The 17,431-nt window shown below is 72.4% G+C and carries 9 protein-coding genes and 1 pseudogene; 3 read left to right on the top strand and 7 right to left on the bottom strand.

Features of this window, described 5'->3' with window-relative positions; all coding sequences use genetic code 11:
• Positions 1-13: 13 nt before the first annotated feature.
• Complete coding sequence (locus tag OIC96_RS02255) at positions 14-1,729, top strand: carboxylesterase/lipase family protein (protein WP_330309581.1); 1,716 nt, start codon at positions 14-16, stop codon at positions 1,727-1,729.
• Positions 1,730-1,740: 11 nt separating this feature from the next.
• Here the strand turns inward: OIC96_RS02255 and OIC96_RS02250 are convergent, their stop codons facing one another.
• Positions 1,741-9,939 (bottom strand): SDR family NAD(P)-dependent oxidoreductase, encoded by an 8,199-nt coding sequence (locus OIC96_RS02250; protein ID WP_330309582.1) that lies wholly within the window; start codon positions 9,937-9,939, stop codon positions 1,741-1,743.
• 174 nt (positions 9,940-10,113) lie between these two features.
• Between OIC96_RS02250 and OIC96_RS02245 the strand changes: the two genes are divergently transcribed.
• Positions 10,114-11,748 (top strand): hypothetical protein, encoded by a 1,635-nt coding sequence (locus OIC96_RS02245; RefSeq protein ID WP_406502303.1) that lies wholly within the window; start codon positions 10,114-10,116, stop codon positions 11,746-11,748.
• A gap of 50 nt (positions 11,749-11,798) precedes the next feature.
• Here the strand turns inward: OIC96_RS02245 and OIC96_RS02240 are convergent, their stop codons facing one another.
• The 6 genes and pseudogenes from OIC96_RS02240 to OIC96_RS02215 all read right to left on the bottom strand — a co-directional run bounded on the left by OIC96_RS02240 (position 11,799) and on the right by OIC96_RS02215 (position 16,889).
• Positions 11,799-13,658: a M1 family aminopeptidase gene (locus OIC96_RS02240; RefSeq protein WP_330309583.1), complete on the bottom strand. Its 1,860-nt coding sequence runs from the start codon at positions 13,656-13,658 to the stop codon at positions 11,799-11,801.
• Positions 13,659-13,900: 242 nt separating this feature from the next.
• Positions 13,901-13,999: pseudogene (locus tag OIC96_RS02235) on the bottom strand (aldo/keto reductase); the annotation flags it as partial.
• Positions 14,000-14,014: 15 nt separating this feature from the next.
• Complete coding sequence (locus tag OIC96_RS02230; protein ID WP_330309584.1) at positions 14,015-14,227, bottom strand: hypothetical protein; 213 nt, start codon at positions 14,225-14,227, stop codon at positions 14,015-14,017.
• On the bottom strand, positions 14,227-14,625 hold the full coding sequence (locus OIC96_RS02225) for a hypothetical protein (protein ID WP_330309585.1): 399 nt from the start codon (positions 14,623-14,625) through the stop codon (positions 14,227-14,229). The genes OIC96_RS02230 and OIC96_RS02225 overlap by 1 nt, the downstream gene beginning before the upstream one ends.
• Positions 14,626-14,703: 78 nt before the next feature.
• Entirely contained in the window at positions 14,704-16,188 is a 1,485-nt protein-coding gene (locus OIC96_RS02220; RefSeq protein WP_330309586.1) for a sensor histidine kinase, read from the bottom strand.
• Entirely contained in the window at positions 16,185-16,889 is a 705-nt protein-coding gene (locus tag OIC96_RS02215; protein WP_330309587.1) for a response regulator transcription factor, read from the bottom strand. Before OIC96_RS02215 ends, OIC96_RS02220 begins: the two co-directional genes overlap by 4 nt.
• Before the next feature lie 190 nt (positions 16,890-17,079).
• Here OIC96_RS02215 and OIC96_RS02210 point away from each other — a divergent pair, with 190 nt between their 5' ends.
• Positions 17,080-17,430 carry a hypothetical protein gene (locus tag OIC96_RS02210; protein WP_330309588.1) on the top strand — a complete coding sequence of 117 codons (351 nt, stop codon included), beginning with the start codon at positions 17,080-17,082 and terminating at the stop codon, positions 17,428-17,430.
• The last annotated feature ends 1 nt before the right edge of the window (position 17,431 follow it).

Here is a 17,431-nt window from a genome sequence, read left to right as displayed (position 1 = left end):
TCGGGAGATTCCCATGACCGTGCCAGAGAGCCACCGTCCCTGCCCGGCAGGACCGGCGCTGCGCCGCCGGGATTTCCTCGGCCGCACCGCGGGCGTCGCCGCGGGGGCCGCCCTCGTCGACGCCCTCGGGGCCCACGCCTCGTCGGCGGCGGAGTCGCCCGGAAACCGGCCGGTGCGCACCGAATCCGGCCTCGTGTCCGGTGTGCCCGCCGCGGCGTCCGGCGTCACCGTCTTCAAGGGAATTCCCTACGCGGCCTCCACGGCGGGGAAGAACCGGTGGCGCCCGCCGCAGCCGGCGCCGTCCTGGACGGGCATCCGCAAGGCCGACACCTTCGGCGACGCACCCCCACAGGCGTCGAGCACCCTCACGATGAGCGAGGACTGCCTCAACCTCAACATCTGGACCGGCGCCAGAAGCAGCTCGGAGCCGCGTCCGGTCTACGTGTGGATCTACGGCGGCGGGTTCTCCGCGGGAAGCGGCTCGGACCCGGGTTTCGACGGTTCCGTCCTGGCGAGCAAGGGCGTCGTCGTGGTGACCTTCAACTACCGCCTCGGAGCCCTGGGATTCCTCGCCACGCCCGAACTGAGCGCGGAGTCCGGCCACGGCGTGTCCGGCAACTACGGCCTGCTCGACCAGATCGCGGCCCTGAGGTGGGTCCGGCGGAACATCGCCGCGTTCGGTGGTGACCCGCGCCGCGTCACCGTGGGCGGCCAGTCGGCCGGTGCGGGCTCGACGGACATGCTGTCGATGTCCCCGCTCGCCACGGGACTCTTCCGGCGTGCCCTTGCCGAGAGCCAGGTGCGTTACCCGAGCGATCCGGAGCTGCGCTATCTCGGGGTGTCGCTCCGCACGATGGACACCGCCCTCCAGCAGGGCCCCGCCTACGGGGCGGGGAAGGGCGCGACCACGCTGGAGGAGCTGCGCGCCCTGCCGTGGCAGGACCTCACGGACGGCGCCTCGCTCAAGGACGAGACGGTCGACACCAAGTCCGTCGCCAAGCCGCCGCTGTTCAGGCCGGTCGTCGACGGCTGGGTGCTGCCGGCCGGCTACATGGCGACCTACGAGGCCCGTGCGCAGAACGACGTCTGGTACCTGGCCGGCAACAATCTCGACGAAAGCGGGGCCGTGCCCGAGACCGCCTTCGAGTACTGGCGCGAGGCGGGCTACCCGGACCGCCCCGGCGCCCCGCCCGTCCACGTCACCCTGGACGACTATGTGAGCGCCGCGCGCCAGAAGTTCGGCACGATGGCCGATGAGTTCCTCGCGCTCTACCCGGCCGGCACGGACGACGAGGCGGCCGTCGCCAGCAACGACGCGATCCGCGACAACTCGCGGGTCTCGACGTACCTGTGGGGCACGGAGTGGACCAAAGGCGCCGACAGGCCGGTGTACACCTACTTCTGGACACACCGCCCGCCGGGCTCCGGCCACGACATCCGGGGGGCGTACCACGGATCCGAGATCGTCTACTTCTTCGGCAACCTCTACCCGGACACCCAGGGCTGGACCGACCAGGACCGTGCGATCGCCGACACCCTGTCCTCCTACCTGGCGAACTACATCGCCACCGGCGATCCGAACGGTCACGGTCTGCCCAAGTGGCCCGCCTACAGCCCCGGTTCACCCACCGTGATGGAAATCGGCGAGCACTACGGACCGATGCGCGTGGCATCCCCCGAGAAGCTCGACTTCTGGAAGCGGTACTTCGCGACGCAGGATGCCTGGTAGGTGTGGAACGGTCAGTCCACGGCGCCGCGGTTCGCCGCCGCCACTCGGTGAGTTGAGGTGACCCAGTCGCGGATCGCCTCGGCCGTCGCCGGGGCGTGCTCCTCCAGCACGCCCAGGTGATGGCCGGGGACATCCACCGTGTCGTGGACGACCGGCCACGACGACCGCTCCGGCATGTCCGGCAGCGGCTCGGTGGCGCGCACCAGCAGAGTGGGCACACCCGTGGGCTCCGGTTGCCAGCCGCGGAACATCCGGGTGTACGCGCCCAGCGACAGGAGCGTCAGATCGTCCACCGCGGTGTCGAACCGCTCGCGCAACGCCAGTGGAATCCGGGCGGGCAGCGCCAGCAGCCACGACTCGGCCTCCCGGTCCGGGGTGACGTGGTACGAGTCCACCAGGACGAGCCCCACCGGGGGAGTGCCGTCGGCCGCCAGACGCGCGGTCAGCGCATGCGCGACCGAACCGCCCATGGAGTGGCCCAGGACGACGTACGGGCGCTCACCGAGCCGGCGCCGCACCGTCGTGGCGTGCAGTTCGACCAGCGTCTCCAGGTCCCGCGCCACGGCGTCCCCGTGGTCGACCCCCGGGTGCCGCAGCTCGAAGACGTCCCGCTCGCCGTCGAACCGGGGCGCGAGCCCCGCGTGCCACGGTCGGCCGAGGGTCGTGGCGAAGCCCGGAACGCACACGAGCGCCGGGCCTTCCCCGCCGGTGGCCAGCCGCAGCGGGGACAGCGTGTGCCGGGCGCTGTCATCGCGACCGAAGGAGGGCGCGGCGACCGACGCGGTCACCAGCAGGTGCATCGCCGAGACCACGTCGCCCGTCTCGCAGACCTGCCGGTAGAGGCTCGGCAAGGACTGACCCGCGCGTGTGCCGCGTGTGCCGCCCGGCTCGGGCGAGGCGAACGGTGACGGAGCGGGGTGAGCGGGGTGAGCGGGGCGAGCGAGGTGATCGGCGTGAGCGGTGCGTGGGGGAGTGGAGGGGACAGCCGCGGAGAAGGCCGGAGCCGCGGTCTCCCCGGAAGCGGGCAGCGAGGTCTCAGCGGGCTCGGAAGGAACGGCCTCGGCGGCCTCGGAAGGAACTGCCTCGGCGGCCTCGGAAGGAAGGGCCTCGGTGGGACCGGACAGGGCGGTGTCACCAGGATGATCCCCGTGCACCCTCTCCCGATCACCCGCCCCCGAACCGGCGGTACCCGCCCCCTCGGACAGCACCCCGCGCATCTCCCCGTACACGTGATCCGCCAGCTCCTCCACGCTCGGCCAGTCGTATGCGACGGTGGCCGCCAGCGGGACACCCGCCAGCAGGTTCAGCCGGTTGCGCAGCAGCACGCTCATCAGCGAGTCGAGGCCCAGTTCGGGGAATCCCCGGTCGACGGCGCTCGCATCCGGGTGCCCGAGCAGGCTGGCGACTTCGGCGCGGATCAGCTCCCGCAGGGCGGGGGCCCGTTCGGGCATGGGGAGCGACGCCAGCCGTTCCCGCCAGGCTCCGGCGGTGCCGTCCGGCTCGTCGCCCCCGGCCGCCGCCGCGGGCGAGGCCGACGGCCGAGCCGGACGCAGCAGCCCGCGCAACGGTGGCGGAACCGGTGCCCCGGCGGCCGGCGCCCCCGGCGAGCGGTCCAGCGGCAGCGGCGCGAGAGCTGGTTCGCCGCTGCCCAACGCGGCGTCGAACAGGGCCAATCCCTGCTCCGGGGAGACCGCGCGCACGGGGCCGCCGTGGACCCGGCCGACGCGGGCCGCCATCCCTTCCTCGTCCGCCCACGGCCCCCAGGCCAGCGACAGCGCGGGCAGTCCGAGCGCGGCGCGGTGCAGGGCGAGCGCGTCCAGGAAGGAGTTCGCCGCCGCGTAGTTGGCCTGGCCGGGATTGCCGAGCAGACCCGCGGCCGAGGAGAACAGCACGAAGTGCGACAGCGGCAGATCCTTCGTCAGCTCGTGCAGATGCCAGGCCGCGTCGGCCTTCGGCCGCAGCACCGCCGCCAGCCGCTCGGGCGTCATCGCCTCCAGTACGCCGTCGTCCAGGACCCCGGCCGTATGCACCACGGCGGTGAGGTCGGGCCCGAACTCCTTGACCAGGGAGGCCAGTTGGCGCCGCTCGGCGATGTCGCAGGCCACCAGGTCGATATGAGCTCCCGCTTGTTCGAGCTCGGCGCGCAGTGCCTGCGCCCCCGGTGCCTGTGATCCGCGTCGGCTGACGAGCACGAGATGCCGGGCCCCGTGCCGGTCGACCAGATGACGGGCCAGCATCGCGCCCAGCGAACCCGTTCCGCCCGTGACCAGGACGGTGCCTCGGCCGAGGGAGCCGACGGCCGCCGATCCGGGAGCGGCTGTCAGCCGGGGAACGCGCAACAGGCCTTCCCTGATGGACAGTTGAGGTTCACCTGCGGCGACGGCGGCAGGCAGCAGCCGTACCGATTCGGGACGACCGTCCACGTCCACGAGCGTGAGCCGCCCGGGATACTCCGCCTGCGCGGCCCGCAACAGCCCCCAGAGGGCGGCGGCGGGCAGGTCCGGCATCTCGGCGGAGGCATCGCGCGTCACGACGACCAGCCGCCCGGAACCGGCGAGCCGCGTCCGCAGCAACTCCAAGGCCCGCACGGCCAGCTCGTACGCCGCGACGGCCGGATCGCCGCCCGGGGCGACGGGAGCGGCCAGGGACGCGACAACCGTCTGCGAACCGCTCTCGGACAGTGATGCCCCAACCCCTTGGGAAGTCTCCACGGAGAGAAGGACCGCGCCCACGCCCAGGTCGTCGGTGTCCGCCACCGCCAGGGCGGGCCCCTGTCCAGTCGTCGGAACTCCCGTCCAGCTCAGCCGGTACAACTCTCCCGCCGGTGCCGGCCCTCCCTCAGGGACGGGACGCGTCGTCATCGAGTCCAGCCGGGCCACGGGGGCGCCGGAGGGGGTGGCGAGGTCCACGGCGACCGTGTCCGGGCCGGTCGTCCGGACGCGTACGCGCAGGGCGGTGGCCCCCGTGGCGTACAGCGTCATGCCCTGCCATGCGAACGGCATCCGGGCGGGTCCGGTGGGCGGTTCGGCGAGCAGCCCGCTGTGCAGGGCGGCGTCGAGGAGCGCCGGGTGGAGGGCGTGGCGGCGGGCCTCCGTGCCCGGCACCGGGCCGACCTCGGCGAAGAGTTCCTCGCCGCGCCGCCACAAGGCCGTGACGCCCTGGAACGCGGGCCCGTACGCGTGGCCGGTGGCCGTCAGCCGCTCATACGCGCCGGTGAGATCCACGGCGATCGCGTCCGGTGGCGGCCACGAGGTGAGGGCGGCCGCTCGGTCCCGGTCGCCGGGGACGGCCGGGCCGAGCCGCCCCGTCGCATGCTGGGTCCAGGCGCCGAGTGCCCCGGACGTCTCCGGCCGGGAGTACACGTCCGCGGTGCGGCGCCCGGTGTCGTCCGGTTCCCCCACGACCACCTGGAGCTGCACCCGGTCCCCCTCGGCGGCGGGCAGTGCCAGCGGCGTCAGGAGGGCGAGGTCCTCCAGTACGTCGAGACCGCACGCGTCGCCCGCGTGGAGCACCAGATCGGCGAACGCGGCACCGGGCACGACGACGTGTCCGCCCACGGCGTGGTCGCGCAGCCAGGGCTGGGCGGCGCCGGACAGCCAGCCACCGCACAGCACGCGCTCCGTGCCCGGCACAGTGACCGTCTGGGTCAGCATCGGATGCCCGGAAGCGGCTCCGGTGCCGGCGGTGGCCTCGGACAGCCAGTAGCGCTGCCGCTGGAAGGGGTAGGTCGGCAGGTCGACCCGCCGGGCGCCGCTGTCCGCGTACACCCGCCGCCAGTCCACCGGCAGGCCGTGGACATGGAGTTGGCCCAGCGCGGTGAACAGTGTCCGCGGCTCGGGCCCGGGGGCGCCCCGGCGGGCGACGGCCGTGAACAGCGGGTCCCCGTCCGTCCCGGCCAGACCCGTCATGGCCTGCGCCGTGAGCTGAGCGTCCGGGCCGATCTCCGCGAACGCCGTCACCCGCCCCTCGCCCGCAAGCCACCGCACGGCGTCCCCGAACCGCACGGCCTCGCGGGCGTGCCCCACCCAGTACGCGGCCGACCGCAGCTCGTCCCCGGTGGCCGGACGTCCGGTCAGCCCCGACACCACGGGGATGCGGGGCACGCCGTACGCCAACTTGCCCGCGAGGCGGCCGAATTCGGCGAGCATCGGCTCCATCAGCGGGGAGTGGAAGGCGTGGCTGACCCGCAGCCGGGCGATGCGGCGTCCGCGTACGGCGAATCGCTCCGCGAGCGCGAGGACGGGCTCCCGCGCACCGGAGACGACGACCGCGCGCGGGCCGTTCACGGCCGCGATCGAGACACCGTCGGTGAGCTCGCGGCTCACCTCGGCCTCGGTGGCGTCCAGTGCCACCATGGCGCCGCCCTCCGGCAGCTCCCGCATCAACCGGCCGCGGGCCGCCACCAGTTCGACCGCGTCCTGCTCGGACAGGATGCCCGCGACGTGGGCCGCCGCCAGCTCGCCGACGGAGTGCCCGGTCAGGAAGTCCGGTCGCACGCCCCAGGACTCCAGCAGCCGGAAGGCGGACACCTCGAAGACGAACAGGGCCGCCTGGGCGAAGTCCGTCCGATCCAGCAGCCCTTCCTCGTCCGCTCCCCAGAGAACCGAGCGCAGCGGACGCTCCAGATGGGCGTCGAAACGCTCGCACAAGGCGTCGAAGGCGGCGGAGAAGACCGGGAAGGTCTCGCACAACTCCCGGCCCATCCCGCTTCGTTGGGCGCCCTGGCCGGTGAAGAGCAGGGCCAGCCGACCGGGAGACACCTCAGGCCGCGGCCGAGCGGACGCGGCCAAGGTGTCCAACGCGCCGAGCAGCTCCTCGCGGTCGTCGGCGGACATGACAGCCCGGTGGGAGAGCGCGGCCCGCGCGATGGCCTGGGTGAACGCCACGTCCAGCGGCTCCAGTTCGGGCCGCTCCCGCAGCGCTGCCGCCGTGCGTGCGGCCTGCGCCCGCAGGGCCGCCGGGCTCGCCCCGGAGAGCGGCAGCGGGGGCACCGCCGAGCGGCGGCGTGGTCGTACGACGGTGCTCTCCTCGGCCTCTTCCAGGATCACGTGCGCGTTGGTCCCGCCGATCCCGAACGCCGACACCCCGGCCCGCCGGAGCCGCCCCGCCTCGGGCCGCCACTCCTCCTCCCGGCTCAACAGCCGTACGGCGCCCGACGACCAGTCCACCCGGGGTGACGGCTCCTCGGTGTGCAGAGTGCGCGGGAGGTGCCCGTGTCGCATCGCCAGTACGGTCTTGATGACGCCGGCGACGCCCGCCGCGGCCTGGGTGTGGCCGAGGTTGGACTTCAACGAGCCCAGCCACAGCGGGCGTTCGGCGGAGCGGCCCTGCCCGTACGCGGCCAGCAGTGCCCGCGCCTCGATCGGGTCTCCGAGCGCGGTGCCCGTGCCGTGCGCCTCCACCGTGTCGATGTCGGCCGGCGAGAGTCCGGCGTCGGTGAGGGCCGCGTGGATCACCCGTTGCTGTGCGGGCCCGTGGGGTGCGGTGAGTCCGTTGGACGCTCCGTCGGAGTTGACCGCCGAGCCGCGCAGCACGGCGAGCACCGGATGCCCGTTGCGCCGTGCGTCGGACAGTCGCTCCAGCAGCACCAGGCCGACACCCTCGCCCCAGGCCGTGCCGTCGGCCGCCGCCGAGAACGGTTTGCAGCGGCCGTCGGGGGCCAGCCCGCGCAGCCTGCTGAACGCGATGAACGGCGCGGGCGAGGCCATGACGGTCACCCCGCCCGCGACGGCCAGGGAGCACTCGCCCTCGCGCAGCGACCGCGCGGCCGCGTGCAGGGCCACCAGCGACGACGAACACGCGGTGTCCACCGTCACGGCGGGCCCGCGCAGCCCCAGGGTGTACGCGATCCGGCCCGACGCCACGCTGCCCGCCGAACCGAGCGCGAGATGGGCCTCCAGCTCGTGCCCGGCGCCATGCAGCAGACGGCCCGCGTAGTCGGCGTGCATCACGCCGACGAAGACACCGGTGTCGCTGCCGCGCAGGCCCGAGGGATCGAGGCCCGCGCGCTCCAGCAGTTCCCAGCCGGTCTCCAGCAGCAGCCGCTGCTGTGGATCGGTGGCCAGCGCCTCGCGCGGCGACATCCCGAAGAAGGCGGCGTCGAACTCGGCGGCCCGGTGCAGGAAACCGCCCCTGCGGGTGACGGAGGTACCCGGCCGGTCCGGATCGGGGTCGTGCAGCGCGGCCACGTCCCAGCCCCGGTCGGCGGGGAAGCCGGAGGTCGCGTCGACGCCGTCGGCCAGCAGCCGCCACAAGTCCTCCGGCGACTCCACTCCGCCCGGGTAACGGCAGGCCATGGCCACCACGGCGATCGGCTCCCCGCCGCCGGGCTCCCCGGCCTCCGTGCCGGACGTCCGAGCCGGCCGCGCGCGTACCTCACCCCGCAGCGCGTCGCGCACACATGCCGCCACAGCCCCGGGCGTCGGATGGTCGAACACGAGCGTCGCGGGCAGGTCAAGGCCGGTCGCCGCGCCCAGCCGGTCGCGCAGCAGCACCCCGCCGAGCGAGGTGAGCCCGAGCTCGGTGAAGGCCCGGTCGACATCGATGTCGTGGGGTGGCAGCCCGGCGGTACGCGCCGTCTCTTCGAGCACCAGGTCCAGCACGGCGTCGGACACCGCCGCCAGCCGTTCACGCAGCCTCGCCGAGGCCGCCGTCCGCTCCGCCGAGAGACGCCGCGCCAGCTGCTCGGCGAGCGCCGGCCGGAGCACCTTGCCCGACGGGGTGCGGGGGATGGCGTCGGTCTCGTAGAACTCGTCCGGCACCTTGAACGCGGACAACCGCTCCCGGCAGTCGGCGAGCGCCCGCGCCAAGTCGACCCCGTGCGGTCCCGGCACGACGAAGGCGACCGGCACCTCGCCGAGCACGTCGTGCGGCCGGCCGACGACGGCGGCGTCGGCGACATCGGGGCGGGCGAGCAGCACCCGCTCCACCTCGGACGGGTTGACGTTCTCACCGCCCCGGATGATCAACTCCTTGACGCGGCCGGTGATGTGGAGGTGGCCGTGCGCCAGTCGCCGGCCGAGGTCCCCGGTGCGGTACCAGCCGTCGCTGAACGCCTCGGCGGTGGCCTCCGGGCGCTGGTGGTAGCCGGCCATCAGGCCGGGGCCGCGGACCCAGATCTCCCCCTCGTCCCCGTCGTTGACCTCGGCGCCGGTGGACGTGTCGGTGAACCGCACCGCGAGCCCGGGCAGCGGGGGACCGCTGGAGGCGTTGTGCCGGGGCCCGTCGAGCAGGGTGAGCGCGATCTTCCCGCAGGTCTCGGTGGAGCCGTAACCGTCGAGGAGGGGAGCGGCCAGCGCGTCCTCGACGGCGGCCCGCAGTTCCGGGGGACAGGGCGCGCCCCCGCTGACGCACACCCGCAGTGAAGGGGGCACGGGGGCCGCCGTCTCGTGCAACGAGTCGAGCAGCAGACGGTAGGTGGCGGGAACTCCGGCCAGCACGGTGAACGGCTCCGCGGCGAGCGCGCGGGCGACGTTCGCGCCCCGGTCGAGGAGACGGGCGCTCGCACCGACCGAGAGCACGCCCAGCAGACAGAGCGAGTGCGCGTAGCAGTGGAACATCGGCAGGGGCCACAGCAGGCGGTCCTGCTCCCGCCACCCGAACGCGGGCACGTAGGACGCCTCCACCGACCACAGGGCGGAACGCTGCGTGGAGACCACGCCCTTGCTCTCGCCGGTGGTGCCCGAGGTGTAGAGAATCCAGGCCGGATCGTCGAGGCCCAGGTCGTCACGGGGTGCCTGGCCCGGGTCCGTCCCGGCGAGGTCCTCGAAGGCGACCGTGCCCACCGGCGCAGCGCCCGCCCCTGCCACCACCACCCGAAGCGCGGGCCGCTCGGCCGCCAGCCGGGTGACGCGCGGCAACAGCGGCTCCTCGGTGACGACCAGAACCGCGCCGCTGTCGTCGAGGAAGTACGCCAACTCCTCCTCCGAAGCACCGGGGTTGAGCAGCACACCGACCGCCGCGGCCCGCAGCGCGCCAAGACAGCTCTCCACCAACTCGACCCGATTGCCCAGCAGGATTGCGACCCGGTCCCCGCGCCGCACCCCGAGCCGTGCCAGATGCCCCGCCAGCCGGCCGGTGCGCCGCTCCAACTCCTCGTAGGTGACGGCGCGGTGAGCGTCCGCGTAGGCGGTCTTGCCTTCCAGTCGAGCCGCGTGCTCCTTCAGAGTGACGGGCAGTGCACGCACCAACTCGCCCTGAGAACCCGCCATCCCCACCCCAACGCCGCCCTGTGCCATCCGGCCACCGTACGTCAGCCGAATGCGTGGGCCAGGGGTCCGACATGCGGTGCGGGAGCCCAGGCGCGCGTCCCCTGTTGCCGTCGCACAATTGACCGTACAGTGACAAGTCATAGATTTTCAGGCGTGATTGACGGGGGGAACGTCATGTCCTGGGACCAGCACGGCCCGCGCGACGATGCCGTCGTACCACCGATGCCGTCGGCACCACCGACACCGCAGATGCCCCTCGCGCCGCCACCCACCGCACCTCCACCCGAAACTGGTCCTTCTCCGGCTCCGGCTCCTCCTCCCGCTCCCGCGGACGGATGGAGATCCGCCGCGGTGGGCCTGCTGAATCTCTCCGGTCTCGGGATCGGCTACGCGCTCCTGCGCCGCTGGGGACTGATGGCCGTGTGCTGGACCGCGACGGCGATTCTGCTCGTGGTGGCCCTTCCCGCGGACCCGGACGGTCTCCCCGGCGGAGCCCTCGTCCTCTACCTGGTCCTTCTCGCGCTCGCGGCCGTCCACGGCGCGGCCGTGGGCCTGCGGACCCGGCTGTCGTGGCCGCCGCGTCCGGCGGTCGCGCTCGTGCTCGGCGTCGTCCTCCTGGCCGTACCGGCCGGAGGCGCCGTCCTGTACGACGGTGCACGCGACGAAGCCACCGAGCAGATGCTCATGGACCGGCTGGAGCGGGCGGACGCCGTCGTCCGGGCCGCCGGGAAGCAGCCGTTCGCCACCGCGGAGTCCGACTACCGCCGGGCACTCGCCGCCTACCACGCCCTGCGCGCGGACCACCCGGGATCGCGGGCGGCCGCCCACGTCCCCGACCGGCTCAAGACCTACTACGCGACGGTCGGCGCCCCCTATGAGCAGGAGCGGTACTGCGACGCCGTGGCACCCCTGAAGTACCTTCGCACCGTCCCGGGGACCATGGGCAAGAAGGACCTCGGAACGCTGTCCACCTGGCCCGACGACCGCCTGGCCACCTCGCTCTACGCCTGTGCGTCGCAGTCCCTGAGCGGCGGTGAGGCGGACTGGACCGTGCAGTTCAGCGACCTGTTGTCGACCTTCCCGCGGTCCGCGCAGGCCGCGAAGGTGGAACCTGCCGTCTCCTCCGCTGTCGACGCGGCCGTGAAGCAGGTCGGCGGCGACGACCCCTGTGCTGCGGTGCAGCGCCTGGAGAGCCTGAGTTCCCAGGCCGGCGGGTTGCCGGGGGAGCAGGCGGGAGTGGCGGAAGCCCTCGACAAGGATGCCTCCCGCGCCGACCGGAGCGCTTCCTCGGGCACCTACGCCTGCGGCGTGGACCAGTACAAGGACGGGAGCTTCGACGAGGCCGTCACCACCATGGACGACTTCGTCAAGAACAACCCGCACCACAAGAACCGGGCCCGCGCCCAGAAGATCGCCATCGCCGCGGAGGTCGCGCAGACGGTGCCCGCGGCGGGCAAACGCCTCCCGACGACGGCATCCGGCGGCAGTATCAGCGTCACCGTCAAGAACGACAGTCCCGACGACATCAGGGTGCTCTACACCGGGCCGGTGACCGGCAGCTTCACCCTCAAGGGCTGCGGAAGCTGCACGTCCTACTCCCTCACCAGCACCCTGGTGCGGGGCTTCACACCGTGCGACGACAGCGGCAAGAACTACCCGCAACGGACCATCCGGCTGCCGGTCGGCACCACGTACTTCGTGCACAAGTCGCAGGACAGCAGCGGAAAGTCGCCGGCATCGGACACGGTCAAGCTGTCACCCGGCTACATCTACACCGAGTGCGCCTATACGACGGGCTTCAGTTACTGACAGCCGCGGCCGGCGCCCCAGGGCGCCGGCCGCGGTGAACCGATCCCGGGTCAGCCCTCGATGCGGTGGGTCGTCCAGAACGACGTCAGGTCCGTGGTCGTGGCGGCCTGGGCGGCCGCCTTGAACTCGGCCGTGGTGGAGACGCCGTACCAGTGCGAAGTGGCGTAGTCCTTCAGGAGTTTGGCCACGACGGTGTCGCCGAGTACGCGCCGCAGATCGTGCAGCGCGCACTTGCCGTAGCCGTAGACGACGGTGGAGTAGCGGGACGAGTGGGCGTCCCAGTACGCCATCGAGTTGGTGATCTTCTCCGCCGTCGAGGCCCACGAGACGCTGTTCCAGCAGCTCGTGCCGGTCTTGTTCAGCGCCAGATCGGTGGCGTAGTCGGTGAACGCCTCATCGAGCCAGGGGCTGTTGTACTCGTCGTCGCCGACGATCCCGTAGAACCACTGGTGGCCGATCTCGTGGGTGAGCGCCGTGGTGCTGACCAGGTCGAGGACGAACCCGGGGTACTCCATGCCGCCGAACCAGTAGTTGTTGTCGATCACCGCGTCCAGCTCGCCGTACGGGTAGGCGCCGAAGCGTCCCGCGTGGGCGTCCACGGCGGTCTTCGCGGTGGTGAGCATCGACTGGGCGTCGGAGGCGCTGATGCCCGAGACGGAGTAGATGTTGATCGGGGTGCCCGCCGTCGACGTACCCGAGATCTTGGTGAACGGGCCCGCCGCCCAGGCGAAGTCACGCACCTTGGAGGCGGTGGCCGTGGTGACCGTGCGTCCGCTGGAGCCGGGGGTGTCCACCGAGGCGCCGGTGGCGGGCACCAGCAGGGTGGTCGGGTGGTCGAGGGTCACCTTGAAGTCGGCGGCCAGGGAGTAGAACGACTCGCCGTTGTTCGTGTACGGGTCCAGATGCCAGCCGGACCCGTCCTTGACCGCGAGCACGGGCAGGGCGTTGCCGATCATGCTGAACGCCCCGTCGTAGCCGAACCGGTCGGCGCCGCTCGGGACGGTGATGCCCAGGTCGAAGCCGATGGTGGCGCTCTGGCCCTGTGCCAGCGGGGTCGGCAGGGCGATCTGCTGGGCCGTGCAGCCGACCGACAGAGCGCCCGCGGTGCCGCCGGTGACGTTGCTGACCGCGATCGGCATCGCGGAGCAGGTGCCGTGGTAGTTGTCCCACAGCCTCAGGTACACCTCGCTGAGCGCGGTGGAGGAGGCGTTGGTGAAGGTCACGCTCTCGTGGCCGGTCCAGACGGTGCCGCTGGTGTTGCTGCTCAGACTGACGGTGTACGACGGCGCAGCCGGCGTGCGCGTCGAGTCCGCGGGCGGGGTCGTGTCACCCGAGGTGTTGAGCGCGATGTCGTCGAGGACGAAGCTCGTCTGGAGGCTGGAGTCCTCCGTGCCGGTGAAGGCGACGCTCACGGTCTGGCCCGCGAACGACGACACGTCGAACGACTTCTGTACGTAGCCGGTGGCCTTGTTGAGGTTCGAGTACGTCGCCAGCGTCGTACTGCCGATCTTCGCCGTCAGTTTGTCGTACGCGGTGGACGAGGTCGTCTCGGTGGTGTCGATGTGCAGCCAGAAGGTGAGCGTGGCGCTGCTGCACCCGGAGGGGATCGTGACGCTCTGCGAAAGGGTGTCGGTGTGTGTGCTGCCGACACCGTCCAGCCAGGCGAAGCTGCTGCCGCCATGGGCGGTCTGGCCGGTGCGGTTGGTGATCACACTGGTCGACGACTGGGTCCAGGGCGAAGTGCCGCTCTCGAAACCGCCGTTGGTGACCACCTGGGCCGGGGTGCAGGCGGCGGCCAGTGGCGCCGCGGTCGGTGCTGCCGCCGCCGGGGTGACGGGGAGCAGGACTCCGGCCGACGCGACGAGGGCGAGTGCGCCCGCCGCGAGGGCCCTGTGGGGGGTTGGTCTCACGCGAATCTCCTTTGAGGCGGCCGGGGTTCCGGCCTGCTCGGTGGCCGCCGGGAGGCTGGGGTGCGCCGGAGGGCGGCCGGTGAGATGTCCGTTGCGCCTCCCTGGGATCAGGGAGACGGCTGCCGGAAGCGTGGCAGATTTGATGGAGACATGCCATCGAAGTGAGTGAAAGTGGTCCTACTGATCCGTTTCGCCCAGCGCGGGCGTCAACCACGCCCAGGGGTTGGGGAGTTCGCCCGTCACCGGCCCGGCAGCTCGGTCGTGACGACGATCTCCTCGCGAGGGACGCCGCTGCGGGCGATGCCGTGCCCGGTGCCGGTCTCGTTACGGTCGTTGGTGGCGTGGCGCGCTCGCCGTCACTCCCGCGCCATCTCGGACTCCGCCGAACTCGCCGCCGACTCGGCGTCGTTCACCAGCTTCCGCAGCTGAGCGAGGTCTGTGGAGGAGGAAGAGGAAGGAGAGGAGGAAGACGCCGGGCTGTGCCTGTTCTCGGCGTGGCCGCCGCATGCCGTCAGCGACAGCAGCAGTACGGCGGCGCAGGCGGCCAGGCCGGCGTGGGGGGCGCGCATCAGTTGTCGGCTCCGTTGTCGTGGGTCTTGCACCACTTCTGCACGTCCGCCAGATCCTTCTGACGGGCTTCCAGGGTGGGAACGAGGGAACGCCGGAAGGTGAGCCTGTCGTTCAGGTAGGTCTCGATCTCCGTGTGTCCCGCCGACTTGGCGGCGGCCACGCGCTGTTCCAGGCGGGCGATGGAGCCACGCCGTGACGCGTCCGCGTGCAGCCGGTCGAGGATCCGGTCGATCCGGTGGTCGATCTTCGGTGCGCGCTTGCAGAGCCCCGGCGCGCCGTCACCCGTGGGGGTGCCCGACGGCCCGGGGTGCGGGTCGTCGGCCGTGGCGACGCCCGCGGCGCCGAGCAGCGTGCCGACGGCGATCAGCGAGATGACGGTTGTCCTGGTCCTTGGCATGGCGAACTCCTCCGTGTCGCGCGGCGGTTGCCCTCTCGGGCCCGCAGAAGCCCTCACAGGCCCTCACGCCCCGGCAAGTTAGGAGTCTTCTTTGTGGAATTCTTGTGGCCTGCCCGCGGTCGAGATCATCCAGTTGCGCTGGAGGGGAAGCGTCGTTTCCGTGCCGGCCGCGCCGTCGAGGAGCGGCAGGGTGACCTCGATCCTGGTGCCCGGCCCTGTCGGCGGGTCAACGACACGGATGCGGCCCCGGTGCAGGTCGATCTGCTGGGCGACGAGGGTGAGTCCGAGGCCGGAACCCGGGCTGTCCGCGCGGCGCTTGAAGCGTTCGAAGACCTCGGCGCGACGATCGGGCGGGATGCCCGGACCTTGGTCGTCGACGACGAGGATCGCGTGGCCGCCGCTCGCGCGCAGCGTGACGTCGACCCGCGCGGGCCGACCGTCCTCACAGCCGTGCACGAGCGCGTTGGCGAGGAGGTTGTCCACGACCGTGCGCAGCCCGGGCTCCCAGCCGTGGACACGCAGACCGGGCGGGCAGTCTCTGGAGATCCGTGCGAGCGGATGGCGTCGCACTTGGTCCCCCGCGCTCGCCTCGACGACGTCCGTCAGGTCCACCGGGCCAAAGGCGTCCGCCTCGACCAGATCGCCGCGACCGAGCTCGCGCAGCATCACCAACAGCCCCAGCAGTCGGGCGTGTTCGCGGCGAAGGTCGCCCAGGGTTTCGTCGCGGTCGGGCCCGGGAAGCTCCGGATGTTCGGTGAGGATCTCCAGGTTGGTCTGCATGCTCATCAACGGAGTGCGCAGTTCGTGCGAGGCGGCCGAGGCGAAGGAACGGGCCGTGGCGAGTGCTTCGGCGGTTCTGGCGGCCTGCTCGTCATAGCGGGTCAGGACCGTCTGGAGGGTGTGCGCGAGATCGTCGACCTCGGCGATCCTGGTCGGCGCGTGGTCCAGCCGGGCGGTGCTGCTGCGCGGGTCCAGGCCGCTCGCGCTGTCGCGCAGGCGGCGCAGCGGACGGCTCGCACGCGAGGCGACGGCCCCGGCGAGCAGCCCGGACAGCGGCGCGGCGAGCAGCGCGACGGTCACCACGCGTCTGCGGACCAGACGCAGCTGCGCCTCACCCGCCGTGTCCGGCGCGAACAGCCAGAGCGTGCCGCGGACGCCGGGCCGAGCGCCGGTGACCCGCGTCGACAGCACCCGCCAGCTCCGGCCGCCGGCCCGCAGCGTGACCGGGACCGGCGCGCTCTGGGGCAGCGACACCTCCTGGTCCGGTTGCGGGCCGCCGGTGAAGGTCTCCTCGGGACCGATCAGCCGTACGCCGACGTCCAGGGCGGAGGTGAACAGCCGCCGCTCGCGGGCCTGTTCCACCGCCGCCGACCGGTCGGCGGCGCTCGCCCGCAGCAGCCCACGGGCGTCCTTGGCCACGGCCGTGGCGCGCTCGCGCAGGTGAGCGTCCTGCTGGTCGTGCAGATCCGCCGCCACCAGCCGCAGCAGCAGCCAGCCGGTGGCCAGAACCAGTACGGGCACGCTGGCCCCGACGGCCAGGGCGATCCGCGTGGACAGCCTCATCGCCCGGAACCCGCACTGTCGTCCCGCAGAACGAAGCCCACTCCCCGTACCGTCTGGATGATCCGGGAGCGGCCCGATGTCTCCAGTTTGCGCCGCAGGTAGCTCACGAAGGTGTCCACCGCGTCGGTGCGCACATCGAAGTCGTACCCCCAGACGCGGTCGAGGAGCTGGTCGCGGCTCAGCACGAGACCGGCATTGCGCGCGAGGACATGGAGAAGCTCGAACTCGCGCCGCGTCAGGTCCACGGGGTTCCCGTCGAGCATCACCCGGCGGGCCGCGGGATCCAGCAGCAGCCCGCCGACCCGTACGGTGTCGGTGTCCCGCGGAGGCCGGCGCCGCAACAGCGCCTGCAGGCGCAGGACCAGCTCCTGCAGGGCGAAGGGCTTGACCAGGTAGTCGTCACCGCCGGCTTGCAGTCCCGCGATCCGGTCGGCGGTCTCGTCGAGCGCGGAGAGCATCAGGACGGGTACGTCGTTGTTCTCGCCGCGCAGCGTCCGGCACACGTCTATGCCGCTGAGGTCCGGCATGGAGATGTCCAGCACGATCGCGTCCGGTGGCGTCCGCCGGGCCACGGCCAGTGCCGGGCGGCCGCCGTCGGCGAGGTCCACGGTGAACCCGCCGAGCCGCAGACCGCGTTCCAGCGAACGGCGTATCGCCGCGTCGTCGTCGACGACCAGGACACGGCCCAGGTCTCCGCTCATTGCCACACCCCCAGCTCGGTCGAACAGGCTGTCGCGCTCCTGTTCGCCGCCCATGGTGCATCAGCTCGCCGTCCGCAGGCACGAAACGGTAACGAAGGATTTGTGCGGCGTAATGGATCGACCGCGAAGCGTAACGTCCCCTGTCCTGAGGGCTCGTGGGGGAGCCATCAGGTGTGGGGGAGGGGATGTCATGTCCGTCATGACAGGTGGGGGAGTGCTGCCCGGATTCACCCGGGCCCGCCTGATCGCAGCGGTCTGCCTGGGGCTCATGTCCGCCACGTTGACCGGCTGCGGGGACGACGGCTCGCCGCAAGCCGGAGCGTCGACACGTTGGTTCACCGGGCAGCGCACGGAACACACCGACGTCGGCACGACCACGACCTGGATGGAGGCCCGCCTCGTCGTCGGCACGGACCGGTCGCCCCGACTGGACCTCATCAGGGCGGCGACACTGGCCATGCGGGCCGTGGTCAACTGCCAGGAGTTCACGTCGACATCGAGCACGGCGCAGCGCATTTCCCTGACGCTGAGCGGTGAGTGAC

Source organism: Streptomyces sp. NBC_00775, from assembly GCF_036347135.1.
In the GTDB taxonomy this organism is placed as follows: Bacteria; Actinomycetota; Actinomycetes; order Streptomycetales; family Streptomycetaceae; genus Streptomyces; species Streptomyces lutosisoli.
This window is presented reverse-complemented; position numbering and strand designations above follow the sequence as displayed.

What these genes read in the sequence shown, in the direction of transcription:
- OIC96_RS02250 (WP_330309582.1), bottom strand. Translation starts at nt 9,939, where the DNA reads ATGGCGGGTTCTCAGGGCGAGTTGGTGCGTGCACTGCCCGTCACTCTG.
- OIC96_RS02245 (WP_406502303.1), top strand. Translation starts at nt 10,114, where the DNA reads ATGTCCTGGGACCAGCACGGCCCGCGCGACGATGCCGTCGTACCACCG.
- OIC96_RS02220 (WP_330309586.1), bottom strand. Translation starts at nt 16,188, where the DNA reads ATGAGGCTGTCCACGCGGATCGCCCTGGCCGTCGGGGCCAGCGTGCCC.
- OIC96_RS02210 (WP_330309588.1), top strand. Translation starts at nt 17,080, where the DNA reads ATGTCCGTCATGACAGGTGGGGGAGTGCTGCCCGGATTCACCCGGGCC.
- OIC96_RS02225 (WP_330309585.1), bottom strand. Translation starts at nt 14,625, where the DNA reads ATGCCAAGGACCAGGACAACCGTCATCTCGCTGATCGCCGTCGGCACG.
- OIC96_RS02215 (WP_330309587.1), bottom strand. Translation starts at nt 16,889, where the DNA reads ATGAGCGGAGACCTGGGCCGTGTCCTGGTCGTCGACGACGACGCGGCG.
- OIC96_RS02230 (WP_330309584.1), bottom strand. Translation starts at nt 14,227, where the DNA reads ATGCGCGCCCCCCACGCCGGCCTGGCCGCCTGCGCCGCCGTACTGCTG.
- OIC96_RS02255 (WP_330309581.1), top strand. Translation starts at nt 14, where the DNA reads ATGACCGTGCCAGAGAGCCACCGTCCCTGCCCGGCAGGACCGGCGCTG.